The sequence below is a fragment of the Enterobacter kobei genome, assembly GCF_001729765.1.
Classification (GTDB): domain Bacteria; phylum Pseudomonadota; class Gammaproteobacteria; order Enterobacterales; family Enterobacteriaceae; genus Enterobacter; species Enterobacter kobei.
In genome coordinates this window covers 2724579-2737744 of record NZ_CP017181.1, presented here as the reverse complement: position 1 = coordinate 2737744, position 13166 = coordinate 2724579, and the positions used below count along the sequence as shown (strand labels likewise).

The following is a 13166-nucleotide window of genomic DNA, read 5'->3' as shown; positions in this document are numbered from 1 at the left end:
GATATGAAACTTTGGCTATCGGGTTTGGCACTTCTGGCGGTGACCTCCACCGCGCAGGCTGAGAATTTCCGCATCGTGCAGTCTCCTGCGCAGAAGCTGGATATCTGGATCGACAACATCAAAGACAACACCCCGCAAAGCTGGTGTAAGCCGGAGGTGGCACTGCGCATCGTGGCGAACGGCAAGAAGGATGTCTCTGTGCTGGAAAACTTCGTGCCACGCCTTGGCTCACTGCTGGAACACCAGTGCAGCAAAGTGAACACGCTCAGCTGGACGCTCAACGATCCGGCGGGAACGACGCTGGCGCAAGGAGCCGCCGCCAAAGCGCAGGAGTGGGCGCTGGTGGTGAAACAGCAGCAGGCGACGCCAGCCGTGACGACGACCACTGCCAGCGGGGCGTTAATGCCGCCGGATCAAAACGTTGCAACCCATACGGTTGCCGCTGACCGCACGCCGTGGCAGGAGTTTACCCTCCAGGACGGCTGTCACCTGCGCACCTTCTGGGAAGGCGGCGCATCTGCACCGGCGCTCTTTATTCCGGATTCTGATACCACCCGCTGCGGCAATGGCAGCTGGCTCAGCGGTCACACCGTGATCTCCCAGTCCCGCAACGGCGGGCAAAAAGAGATGGCTGTGACGTACATTCATGGCTTCCCGGTCATGGGGCTGAATCAAAACGCTGACCCGGAAAACGCGCTGATCACCTCCGTCAACAAAGAGCGCATGGTGTTCAGCACCCCAAACAGCGACCAGAGCTGGATGATCCTGCCTTACGATAACGCGCTCAACGGCTGGAAAAGTAACGGCACGGTGGCAGTAGAGATTTCCCGTGAAACCGCCAGCGATGATGCAAAGCTGCAGGCGCGTATTGCGGCGGTGAAGAAAACCTGGAGCGCCTGGGTCGCACCCGGCACCTCACTGAATATCGTTCTGATTGACACCCTGCGCCCTCAGCTGCGCGATCCGGCGGTGGGCGCATGGCGCGCGGCGAATTAAGGAATGGTTATGAATACGCTCTATCAACAGCTGGCGGGTGAAACGCTCAATGACGCGCTGGCGCGTCTGGAAGCCGGGATCAAAGCCCGTCCGGCAGATGCCGACCTTCGCGCCGCGTTCGTGCAGTTTTTAACCCTCAGCGGCAACTGGACCCGGGCGCTGACCCAGCTGAAAAGCTGGCTGGTGCTGAAGCCTCAGGCGAAGCCGACCGTCACACTGCTTGAGCAGGCCATTCAGGGTGAGCTGCAGCGTGCGCAGGTGATGGCGGGCCAGGCGCGTCCAGCCATGCCTGAATCTCAGTGGCCGTGGCTGACCACGCTTGCCGCCGCGCTTAACGAAGAGGGCGAGCGCGCCCAGGCGTTGCGTCTGGAAGCCCTTGAACAGGCGCAGGCAACGGCGGGACACATCATCCTTGAAAACGAGGAGACGCAGGCGTTTGACTGGCTGATGGAGGGTGATGCCCGTCTTGGTCCGGTGTGCGAAACCCTTGTTAACGGACGCTATTTCTGGCTGCCGTTTAACGCTATTGCGGAGATCCGTTTCCAGGCGCCCGCCAGCGTGACCGATCTGGTCTGGCGTCATGCGCTGGTCCGTCTTACCGACGGTACCGAGCAGGTGTGCCAGATCCCGGCGCGCTATCCTTTTGCGGCTGATGCCCCGGATGCGGTCAAACTGGGGCGCACTACCGAGTGGCATCCGCTTGATGAGAGCGGCACGCTGTATGAAGGGCTGGGTCAAAAAGCCTGGCTGAGCGAGCAAAGCGAAAGCCCGCTGCTGTCGTTAAGCCTCGTGACGTTTGCGACGGACGGAGCCGATGAGTAATCCCGCTGGCGAAGGCGATCTGCTGCGCAGCGGCTGGCAGGCCCGCAGCAAGCAGGATAAGGTGGGGGCGCGCGACAAAATGCAGCCCTCGCTGCTGGATCGCCTTACGGATAACGACCCGGAAAAAAAGCGTGAGCCAGCCAACAGTAATCTGATCACCCACGCTGCGCTGCGTCGCAATGTCCTGCGGGATCTGCAGTGGCTGTTTAATACCATCAACCATGATGCCTCCGGCGATCTGAGCGCCTTGCCGCAGGTGAGCCGCTCGGTGATCAACTTCGGCGTCGCGCCGCTCGCAGGTAAGCGAATGTCAGATATCGAATGGCACGATATTCAGCGCAAGCTCACCGAGGCCATCATCAATTTTGAACCGCGCATTTTGCCGCAGGGATTGCAGGTGCGCTGCGTGTCGGATACCTCCTCGCTGGATCTGCACAACGTGCTCTCCATTGAGATAAAAGGGCGTTTATGGTGTGTGCCGTACCCGCTGGAGTTTCTGTTTCGCACCGATGTCGATCTGGAAAACGGCCATTTTGAACTGAAAGATGCGGGGTAATCATGGAAAGTAAACTGCTCGAATACTACAACCGTGAGCTGGCCTACCTGCGTGAAATGGGGGCCGAGTTTGCCGAGCGCTACCCAAAAGTCGCCGGACGACTGGGCATGCGCGGCATTGAAGTGGCGGACCCGTACACGGAACGCCTGATGGAAGGTTTCGCTTTTCTGACCTCCCGCGTGCAGATGAAAATGGATGCCGAGTTTCCGCGTTTCTCCCAGCGTCTGCTGGAGATGATCGCCCCGAATTACCTCGCGCCAACCCCATCAATGGCGATTGCGCAAATCGAGCCCGACAGCAGCCGGGGCGACCTGAGCAATGGCTTTATTGTGCCGCGCGGCACCATGATGGACAGCCTGGCGCTGAAAAAGACCGGCGTAACCTGCAGCTATACTACGGCGCACGAGGTTAATCTGCTGCCGCTGAAAATTGACAACGTGGAGCTGGGCGGCGTGCCTGCTGACCTGCCGCTGGCACAGCTGGGGTTAAGCCAGCGGGGAATCAACAGCGCGTTGCGGATCCGCATTGCCTGCGACGGCCCGCAAAACCTCGGCCATCTGAATTTCGACCAGCTGACGTTTTTCCTCAGCGGCCCGGACATTGAAGCGCTGAAGCTGCTGGAGCTGGTGATGGAACATCACGCCGGGATCGTCTGCCAGACGGTCAGCCCGCAACCTCAGCGACAGCTGCTGGCGTCGGATGCCTTGTGTCAGGAGGGCTTTGCCGCGGATCAGGCACTGCTCCCGGACGATCTGCGCAACTTTGACGGTTATCGTCTGCTGCAGGAGTATTTCGCGTTCCCAGCCCGTTTCCGCTTCATCAGCCTGAGCGGCCTGAGCACGCTGCTCCAGCGCTGTGAAGGCGAAAAAGCCTTCGATATCTTCATCCTGCTGGATAAATCAGATGAACAGCTGGAGCGCGTGGTGGATGCCAGCCATCTGGCGCTGCACTGCACGCCAGTCATCAACCTGTTCCCGAAGGTGGCGGCGCGTCAAAAGCTGAATGAAGGCCAGCACGAATACCATCTGGTGGTCGATAACATCCGCCCGCTGGATTATGAAATTTACGCGGTGAATAAAATCTTCGGCAGCGCGGACGGTCAGCGTGACGACCAGACGTTTCGTCCTTTCTGGAGCACCTGGAGCGGGGATGCGGGCAACTACGGAGCCTATTTTTCCCTGCGCCGGGAACAGCGCGTGCTCTCTGAGCATGCCCAGCGCTACGGCACCCGTACCGGCTATATCGGTTCAGAGGTTTTTGTTTCGCTGGTGGATGAACAGCACGCCCCGTGGCAGGAAAACCTGCGCTACATCTCTGCCGAGGTGCTCTGCACCAGCCGCGACCTGCCGCTGATGCTACAGCAGGAGCTTGGGCAGTTCATCATGGCCGACTCCATGCCGGTGAAATCGTTGACCCTGCGTAAAGGCCCGACGCCACCGCGTCCGGCGCTGGCAGAAGGGTTCAGCACCTGGCGGCTCATCAGCCAGTTGCAGATGAACTACCTCAGCCTGATGGACAGCGAGAATGAAGAGGGGGCTGCCGCGCTTCGCCAGCTGTTAGGGCTGTATGCCAACCTGGCCGAAACGGCCGTGGCGCGTCAGGTGGAGGGGGTTCGCCACTGCGTGCTGGAGCCGGTTCACCGCCGCGTGCCTGAACCCGGTCCGGTCGTTTTCGCCCGCGGAATCGGCATTACCCTGACCGTAGACGAGCGGGCATTTTCCGGTGCCAGCCCGTGGCTTTTCGGCAGCGTGCTGGAACGCCTGTTTGCCCGGCTGGTATCCATCAACAGCTTTACTGAGTTCACCCTGAAGAGTCAGCAGCGCGGTGAGATCGGCTACTGGGCACCGAGAATGGGTAAAAGGGCGCTGGTATGAGTGACGCTGCCACTGCACCGCTGCGCGTGCATCGCCTGACGAAGCTGCCGGAGACGTTCTGGCACGGGGTCCGTCAAACGCCCTGGCGCTACGATCTGTTTCAGCTGTTAAGGCGTATTGATGCCCAGGGCGGCGAGCGCTACCCGCTGGGACGCGCGCCGCTGCCGAAATTTGAGCCGCTGCGCATCGGCCAGCAGCCGTCGATGAGCTTTGCGCCGTCGACGCTGGCCGAGGTTAGCCTGCGGGAAGAGAGCGGGCTGCATGAGGTGTCTATCCTCAGCTTCGGGCTGTTTGGTCCGAACGGCCCGCTGCCGGTTCACATGACCGAATATGCCCGCGAGCGTATTCATCACCATCAGGACACCAGCCTGAGCGCGTTTGTCGATCTGTTTCATCATCGTCTGACGCTGCTGTTTTACCGCGCCTGGGCGGATGCGCAGCCTGCCGTCTCCCTTGATCGCGCTGACAACAAACGCTTTGAGGGCTACCTGGCCTCGCTGATTGGCATGGGACAGCCGGGCCAGATGAATAAAGGCAGCCTGAGCGCCCATGCCCGCTTTACCCACGCCGGGCATCTGACCCGCCACAGTCGGGATCCGGAGGGGCTGGAGAAGATCCTGCGCAACTATTTTAACGCCCCGATCAGGCTGGTAAGCAACGTGCCGCAGTGGATGCCGCTCTCCACGCGTGAGCAGGCACAGCTGGGGGAAGGTCGCCGTATGCCGCGCATGGGGGAATCCGCCTTTCTTGGCGTCGCCGTCCGCGACGTACAGCATAAGTTTCGTATTGAAATCGGCCCGCTGAGCGCTGAAGAGTACAACCGGTTTTTACCTGGCGAAGCGTGGGTCACCGAACTGCGCGACTGGGTGCGCCAGTACATTGGGGTGGAGTTTGAATGGGAAACGCGGGTGATCCTGCATGAAGACGCGGTGCAGGGTACTTCGCTCGGCAGCAATGGGCAATTAGGCTACAACACCTGGCTGGGCCTTCAGCCGCAGCCTGTCCCGCGTGGCGATCTGGTCTATCGCGCAGAGCGGTAATCCTTCCGTATACCGAATCATTGTTAATGGAAACTAACATGTCAGAAATTAGCCGTGCCGTGCTCTTCGGCAAACTGGATACGCTGTTATTTACCTCGCTGGAAAGCGCGACTGCCTTCTGCAAGCTGCGCGGTAACCCCTATGTTGAGCTGGTGCACTGGCTGCATCAACTGATGCAACAGCAGGATGGCGATTTGCAGCAGATCATCCGCCACTTTGCCCTCGACGAACAGCAACTGACGCGCGATATCGTGGCCGCGCTGGATGCGCTGCCGCGCGGCGCGAGTTCCGTTTCCGATCTCTCCGAACATATCGACAGCGCCGTAGAGCGCGCCTGGGTCTATGGCTCGCTGAAGTTTGGCGTCAGCCGCATACGTGGCGGCCATTTGCTGATCGGCCTGCTCAAAACCTGGAACCTGGCAAACGTGCTGAAAAGCATTTCGGCGCAGTTCACCCGTCTTAACGTCGAGGTGCTGATCGAGCAGTTCGATACGGTTTGCGCCAACAGCAAAGAGACGCAGCAGGCTGCGGCCACCATCGAGGCGCCAGCGGGTGCGGTACCGGCAGCGCAGGGTACGCTGGCTCAGTACGGCCAGGATCTCACCGCCCGCGCCCGCGAAGGGAAGATTGACCCGGTAGTCGGGCGTGATGAAGAGATCCGCCAGATGGTCGATATCCTGATGCGTCGCCGCCAGAACAACCCGCTGCTGACCGGTGAGGCCGGGGTCGGGAAAACGGCGGTGGTGGAAGGGCTGGCGCTGCGTATCGCCGATGGCGACGTGCCGGAGCCGCTGCAAAATATTCAGCTGTGGCTGCTGGATATCGGCATGCTGCAGGCTGGCGCAGGCATGAAGGGCGAGTTTGAAGCCCGTCTGCAGGCGTTGATCAACGAGGTTCAGTCCAGCGCCACGCCGATTATTCTGTTTATCGATGAGATCCACACCCTGATTGGCGCAGGCGGCCAGCAGGGGACCGGCGATGCGGCGAACCTGCTGAAGCCCGCTCTGGCGCGCGGACAGCTGCGTACCATCGGCGCCACCACCTGGGCGGAATACAAAAAGTACATCGAGAAAGATCCGGCGCTGACCCGTCGTTTCCAGACGGTGCAGGTTCACGAGCCGGACGAAACGAAAGCCATTCTGATGCTGCGCAGTACCGTATCGCCGCTGGAGACCCACCATCAGGTGCTGTTGCTCGACGAAGCGGTCAGCGCGGCGGTGAAGCTGTCGCATCGCTATATCCCGGCGCGTCAGCTGCCGGATAAAGCCGTTGCGCTGCTCGACACCGCCTGTGCCCGCGTGGCGGTCAGCCAGAGCGCGCCACCGGCGCAACTGGAAGATTGCCTGCGCCATCTTGCCGCGCTGGACGTGGAGATTGAGATAGCCGAACGCGAAGCGCGCGTTGGTGCAGGCGTTTATGAGCGCGTAACGGCGTTAATCACAGAACGTGATGCGTATGAAAGCAAACGTGAAGCCCTGACCCAGCGCTGGGAAGAGGAGCGCAGTCTGGTGCAGGAAATTATCCGCCTGCGCGCCGCGCTGTTTGCCTCGGGCGAGGAGGAGTCCGCCGGGCTGCACAGCCAGCTGGCGGAACAGCAGCAGGCGCTGAAAACGTTGCAGGGCGATGAGCCGCTGCTGTTTGCGGCGGTAGATGAAAACGTGGTTGCCGCAGTGGTTTCCGACTGGACCGGGATCCCGCTGGGGCGGATGGTGAAAAACGAGATCGACGCGGTGCTGAATCTTGCCGACACGCTGAACCAGCGCGTCATCGGCCAGCGTCACGGTCTGGATCTCATTGCCCGTCGCGTGAAAACCTCGCGGGCAAAACTCGACGATCCCAACAAACCGGTGGGCGTCTTTATGCTTTGCGGCCCGTCCGGCGTCGGTAAAACGGAAACCGCGCTGGCGCTGGCGGAATCGCTGTACGGCGGCGAGCAGAACGTTATCACCATCAACATGAGTGAGTTCCAGGAAGCGCACACCGTTTCCACCTTAAAAGGTGCGCCGCCGGGCTACGTCGGGTATGGTGAAGGCGGTGTGTTAACCGAGGCCGTGCGCCGCCGTCCGTATAGCGTCGTGCTGCTGGATGAAATTGAAAAAGCACACCCGGACGTCCACGAGATCTTCTTCCAGGTCTTTGATAAAGGCTGGATGGAGGACGGCGAGGGGCGCCACATCGATTTCCGCAACACCATTATTATTCTGACGTCCAACGTTGGCACTGACCTGATCAGCGCTATGTGTGCCGATCCGGAACTGATGCCGGAACCGGATGCCTTAAGCGGCGCGCTGCGCCAGCCGCTGCTGGAGGTGTTTCCGCCTGCGCTGCTGGGCCGCCTGCTGGTGGTGCCGTATTACCCGCTCAGCGACGCGATGCTGGGGCAGATTGTTCGCCTGCAGCTCAAGCGCATTCAGCGTCGTCTGGAAGAGAATCACAATATCATTTCTGAGTTTGACGACAGCGTGGTGGAACAGATTGTTCAGCGCTGTACCGAGGTGGAGTCTGGTGGCCGCATGGTAGATGCTATTTTGACCAACACCCTGCTGCCTCAGATGAGCCAGATCTTACTTACCGCCAGCCGCAGCGACGAGCAGTACCGACGTCTGCATGTCACCTGCGAGCAGGGCGAGTTTCACTGTCAGTTTGCCGCGTAATAATCATCAAGAGAACTGTAAAAGATGACGGATAATGATAACAATCGGACTGTCCCAAACGCGCTCCCGGTCGGGTACCGCTTCAACGAGTTTGAAATCAAAGAGGTGATCGGCGGCGGCGGTTTTGGCATCGTTTATCGCGCGTGGGATCACCAGCTCGAACGCACTATCGCTATCAAAGAATTTATGCCTTCCTCGCTCGCCGTGCGCGGCGACGACATGACCCTGGTGCTGCGCAGCGAGCGCTTTGGCAAAGCGTTTTCCGCAGGCCTGAACAGCTTCATTCAGGAAGCCCGTCTGCTGGCGCGCTTTAACCACCCGAACCTGCTGCATGTCCTGCGTTTCTGGGTGCAAAATGACACGGCATACATGGGTACGCTGTTTTACAGCGGCACCACGCTTTCGCGCCTGCGCGAAGAAAAACCGGAGCTGATCAACGAGGCCTGGATCCGCCGCACGCTGCCGATGCTGTTTGGCGCCATCAAGACCATCCACGACGAAGGCTATCTGCACCGTGATATCTCACTGGATAACATCCAGATCCAGGATAACGGCCTGCCGGTACTGCTTGATTTCGGCTCCGCGCGCCGCACCATCGGTAACCTTTCTGACGAAACGGAAACCATGCTGCGACCGGGTTTTGCACCGATCGAGCAGTACACCGACGACAACGAAAGCGAGCAGGGACCGTGGACGGATATTTACGCCCTCGGCGCCGTGCTGCGTACCCTGATCGTGGGTTCTCCGCCGCCGGTGAGCGTGGTGCGTTCTATTCAGGATACCTGCAAGCCACTGGTGGAAATTATGCCGCAGGGCTATTCCATCCCGCTGCTGCAGGCCATCGACCGCGCGCTGGCGCTGCACATGGAAGACCGTCCTCAGTCTATCGACGAATTCGCCGCGCTGATCGAGATGCCGGTTGCGGGCATAAACGATGTGCTGACGGCGAAAAAACCGGGCACCATGCTGGTACCGGTGGAAGAGGAAAAGCCGGCTTCAGCACTCGACTGGCGTCGTTACAAAATCCCGGGCATGGTTGCCGCAGGCGTGCTGGTGGGTGTGGTCGCCGGAGCGATGCTGTTCAGCGGTGGCAAGGATGCGCCAGAGCAGGCTGCGCAGGCACCCGCAGAGACGCGTCCGACGGAAACCGCCGCGAACGCGCCAGACGTGAAGCCAGAAACGGCTAAGGTGAGCGAGCAGGCGACGGCGCAACAAACGCCACCGCCTGTCGAAAGCCCTGTTGCGCTGGTCTATATCCGTATTCAGGACGGCGAAACGCTGAAAGTGAACGGCGAGCCAAAAGCGCTGCGTCCGGCGACCAACGGCTATGCATCGCTCAAGCTGCCCGCCGGTGAGGTGAAGATTGAACTGCAGGGCAACGGGAAAACGCGCAGCCAGACGCTGGATATTGCCAAGCCGGGCACCTGGCTGGTGAATCCGTAGGAATTTAAACAGGAGATACTATGGAAGTGTACGATCTTCGAAGCCAAAGGCTTCGTCCAAAGGAATTCGAAAAGATTGTCTCTCCTGTCTATGCACGGAGCGACGTAGGGCGTGAGTTTGTTGTGGTGCGAGGCGTTTCAAATCCATTTCACAGCATTGATGGTTTAACGTTACGACATCGCTTCGAATTTAATCCTAATGCCGTTTTTGATCCCCTGTATGCGCAAAATCTTAATAAAATACAGCGGTTAATTGATTCAGGGGAGGTGGTCTTAATAGATCACCGTCAACGGACAAAAGCCCTATATCCCTTTTTCATCTCTGAGTCAGGGGAGTTGTTTTGTGTTGATGAGACGATCTACAACTCAGCTTTTGTGAATTACGTCCTCGAACGTTACCGAAATAATGTCGCTCTATTTGGAAAACCAGCCCCAACGCGTGATTCATTCGTTCCCTCTACCAATAATTACGGGCCGGGTTACTGGAAAACTGTTGAAGATGATTATCATGGCACAAAAAATGTTGTGATTATGGCGATTAATCGACTGACGAGCATGGGGGATGAGGGACGAGTATTTGGATCGGACGGTAAAGATTACATGAATACGTCGCGCGATAAAATTCAGCGCTGGACAGCGCTACCCGGAGATCTGGATGGAGAATCGCGCGTGTTTATATCTAAGAAATCGGTCATCAGACGATACGGAGAACAACGATCCATTTATCAGAAATACCTTGAGAGTGATGATGCCTGGGCAGTAAGTGGTAAATCATGGCAATGGATACCTGGAGTCAGAGAAGAGGATTATGAATTTAAAAAGTAAATTATGGTATTTCTGGGGAAGCATGGATGTACTGGCTCTTTTGCTTTATTCTGTAAACTCACTTCGTCAGGACAGGATCCCCTTGATTTCAGATTTAATCGCGTTCACAGGAACCTCAGATGTAGTTTCAGGAGGCGGTTACAACTTTATCGTAACACTCTTTTTTATATTTGATTTGCTCTTGTTACTTTCACTTTTTATTTCGGCCTGGTTGTTTTTTAAGAGAAAAGACGTTGCGATTAAATTTGCCCTTGCTCAGGAAGTTTTCCGTCTAATTTCGTTCAGATGTTCGGTTTCTTTTTTCCCACTTTTGGTAAGTGTGTTTGGTATTACAAGTGTCTGGGTAAATTTAGGATTGTTCGTTATCTCGGAACTGCTAAAAATATATTCTCTTGTTTACTTAATGGGCAAAAGAAAAAGAAATCATTCACTTTGATATATAAATGACGCTGATGCGTAGATGCGAACCTCTTTTCTAAATCGCATAAGCTAGATGGAATAAAAATTATGCTCAACCGAATTACCGTTCAGCTCCCGGTGGAGGGGCTTCTGTTCTGGAAACTGACGGGCCGCGAGGCGATGTCCGAGTCGTTCGCGCTGACGCTGACCGTGCTCGGCACGGACGCGCGCATTGACCGCAGCAAACTGCTGGGCCAGCCGGTCACGGTGACCATTCCGACGCAGAACCTGCTGACGTCCCGCTATGTTAACGGAAAAATTACCCGCGTGGCGGTGAGCGCCGTTGAGCTGACGGGCACTCGCTATGCGGTGTACCAGCTGACGGTGGAGCCGGACCTGTGGCCGATGAAGCGCGACCGTAACCTGCGTATTTTCCAGGGCCAGACGGTGCCGCAGATTGTGAAAACCCTGCTGGCTGAACATCAGGTCAACGTGGAGGATAAACTTACCGGCAGCTACCGGGTGTGGGACTACTGCGTGCAGTATCAGGAGTCGAGCCTGGACTTCATCAGCCGCCTGATGGAGCTGGAAGGGATTGCCTATCACTTCAGCCACGAGGCCGACAAGCACACCCTGGTGCTCACCGACGCCGCCACCCAGCATCAGCCGTTCAGCGGCTATGAGGTCATTCCTTACCACCAGACGCCGTCCGGCGGCAGTACGGATGAAGAGGGCATCAGCCAGTGGGCGCTTGAGGACAGCGTGACGCCGGGGATTTACAGCCTCGACGACTATGACTTCCGCAAGCCGAACGCGTGGCTGTTCCAGGCCCAGCAGAACCCGGCGTCGCCGAAGCCGGGCAGCATTGACGTCTACGACTGGCCGGGACGCTTTGTGGAGACCGGGCATGCGGAGTTTTACGCCCGCATTCGCCAGGAGCGCTGGCAGGTTGAGCACCAGCAGATTCAGGCCACCGCCACGGCGGCGGGGATTGCGCCGGGCCACACCTTCACCCTGACCAACGCGCCGTTCTTCAGCGATAACGGCGAGTATCTGGTGACGGCGGCGGGCTACCACTTCGAAGAGAACCGCTACGCCAGCGGCGAAGGTGAAACTGTTCACAGGACCGATTTCACGGTCATCCCGGCGTCGGTCTCTTATCGCCCGGCGCAGAGCACGGCGTGGCCGCGCACCTACGGCCCGCAGACCGCGAAGGTGGTGGGCCCGAACGGCGAGAGTATCTGGACCGACAAATACGGTCGCGTGAAGGTGAAGTTCCACTGGGACCGTCTGGCGAAGGGGGATGACACCAGCTCCTGCTGGGTGCGCGTGTCGAGCGCGTGGGCGGGCCAGGGCTACGGCGGGGTGCAAATCCCGCGCGTCGGCGACGAGGTGGTGGTGGACTTTATCAACGGCGACCCGGACCGTCCGATTATTACCGGGCGTGTGTACAACGACGCGAGCATGCCGCCGTGGGCGCTGCCGGCGGCGGCGACGCAGATGGGCTTTATGAGCCGGACGAAAGACGGCTCCGTGGACAACGCCAACGCCCTGCGCTTTGAGGATAAAGCAGGTGCAGAGCAGGTGTGGATCCAGGCCGAGCGCAACATGGACACCAGCGTTAAAAATGATGAAACGCACAGCGTCGGCGGCGAGCGCAGCCATTACGTGAAGAAAAATGAACTGCATCGCGTGGAAGCGAATCAGACCCAGGCTGTCAAAGGTGGGACTGAGATCCTGACCGGCAAAGGCAAGCTGGATGCGGCGGTGGAGCAGTACGTCATTGCTTCCGGGACGAAGCTGCGGCTGGTCTCAGGGGAAAGCGCCATTGAGCTGAATGCTAACGGCAAGATTAACCTGATCGGTAAAGAGTTTAACTTCTTCGTGGAAGGGGATGGTTATATCACCACGGGCGGTAAGCTGCACCTGAATACCTCGGGAACCAAGCCGGGCACCACGGCACCGGGATCGGGGCATAAAGGGGATATTGATGCGGCTGTGCAGGCGAAATTTACGCCAAAAGATGAGTAAGGCCGGTGCGGTGCTTATCGCATTATTAACGACGGGAATGGCTGAAGGAGGCGCTCAGAAACAGGATCTTTGGAAGTTCATTTCCGGGATGAGCGCATCACTCAGATCATTATCCGTTACAAGCCTAAGCAATGCGCCGTTGTCATTTAAGATCACCAGACAAAATGAATATATCAATTTCTACAATGCTGACGATTTCAAACTGGATGATGGAGCGAGCATTACCGAAATTGGTTTACGTTTAAGCAAAGATAACGGCGACATGGCGCCTTTACTGAATTTTTCACCGTCAGGTCAATGCATAACGCTTGATACCGTTAAAATGCACTTTCCGCAACTGGTGCTCACTGACTATCCGCAAGGCCGCTCTGAGAATGAAGTGACCAGTTATACCGCGCCAAAAGACAGTAATGGACAAAAGGTGAGCTTCAGTTTCACCGTGAAAAAACCTGACTGTCTGGATTCTGTCGTCATAAGCGCCGAATAAGAAACACAGTTCCCATGTCCTGACGGGGTTTCCAGTGGTG

At 58.0% G+C, this 13166-nt stretch carries 11 protein-coding genes; all 11 read left to right on the top strand.

The window, feature by feature from the left end; genetic code table 11:
* Positions 1-3 precede the first annotated feature (3 nt).
* The 11 genes from BFV64_RS13220 to BFV64_RS13170 all read left to right on the top strand — a co-directional run bounded on the left by BFV64_RS13220 (position 4) and on the right by BFV64_RS13170 (position 13126).
* On the top strand, positions 4-996 hold the full coding sequence (locus BFV64_RS13220) for a hypothetical protein (protein ID WP_045281207.1): 993 nt from the start codon (positions 4-6) through the stop codon (positions 994-996).
* Between the two features lie 9 nt (positions 997-1005).
* Positions 1006-1818, top strand: a complete 813-nt coding sequence (locus BFV64_RS13215) for a type VI secretion system accessory protein TagJ (protein ID WP_045281208.1) — start codon at positions 1006-1008, stop codon at positions 1816-1818.
* Positions 1811-2374 carry a type VI secretion system baseplate subunit TssE gene (gene tssE, locus BFV64_RS13210; RefSeq protein ID WP_014884223.1) on the top strand — a complete coding sequence of 188 codons (564 nt, stop codon included), beginning with the start codon at positions 1811-1813 and terminating at the stop codon, positions 2372-2374. The genes BFV64_RS13215 and tssE overlap by 8 nt, the downstream gene beginning before the upstream one ends.
* A gap of 2 nt (positions 2375-2376) precedes the next feature.
* On the top strand, positions 2377-4248 hold the full coding sequence (gene tssF / locus BFV64_RS13205; protein ID WP_014884222.1) for a type VI secretion system baseplate subunit TssF: 1872 nt from the start codon (positions 2377-2379) through the stop codon (positions 4246-4248).
* Positions 4245-5288, top strand: a complete 1044-nt coding sequence (gene tssG / locus BFV64_RS13200; protein ID WP_069602174.1) for a type VI secretion system baseplate subunit TssG — start codon at positions 4245-4247, stop codon at positions 5286-5288. The genes tssF and tssG overlap by 4 nt, the downstream gene beginning before the upstream one ends.
* Before the next feature lie 38 nt (positions 5289-5326).
* Positions 5327-7942, top strand: a complete 2616-nt coding sequence (tssH, locus tag BFV64_RS13195; RefSeq protein ID WP_047625886.1) for a type VI secretion system ATPase TssH — start codon at positions 5327-5329, stop codon at positions 7940-7942.
* A 24-nt stretch (positions 7943-7966) separates the two neighbouring features.
* Positions 7967-9385 carry a serine/threonine protein kinase gene (locus BFV64_RS13190; protein ID WP_014884219.1) on the top strand — a complete coding sequence of 473 codons (1419 nt, stop codon included), beginning with the start codon at positions 7967-7969 and terminating at the stop codon, positions 9383-9385.
* 20 nt (positions 9386-9405) lie between these two features.
* Entirely contained in the window at positions 9406-10209 is an 804-nt protein-coding gene (locus BFV64_RS13185) for a DUF8093 domain-containing protein (RefSeq protein WP_014884218.1), read from the top strand.
* Positions 10193-10645 carry a hypothetical protein gene (locus BFV64_RS13180; RefSeq protein ID WP_014884217.1) on the top strand — a complete coding sequence of 151 codons (453 nt, stop codon included), beginning with the start codon at positions 10193-10195 and terminating at the stop codon, positions 10643-10645. Before BFV64_RS13185 ends, BFV64_RS13180 begins: the two co-directional genes overlap by 17 nt.
* Positions 10646-10716: 71 nt before the next feature.
* Complete coding sequence (locus BFV64_RS13175) at positions 10717-12639, top strand: type VI secretion system Vgr family protein (RefSeq protein ID WP_023337403.1); 1923 nt, start codon at positions 10717-10719, stop codon at positions 12637-12639.
* Entirely contained in the window at positions 12632-13126 is a 495-nt protein-coding gene (locus tag BFV64_RS13170) for a hypothetical protein (protein ID WP_230939116.1), read from the top strand. The genes BFV64_RS13175 and BFV64_RS13170 overlap by 8 nt, the downstream gene beginning before the upstream one ends.
* The last annotated feature ends 40 nt before the right edge of the window (positions 13127-13166 follow it).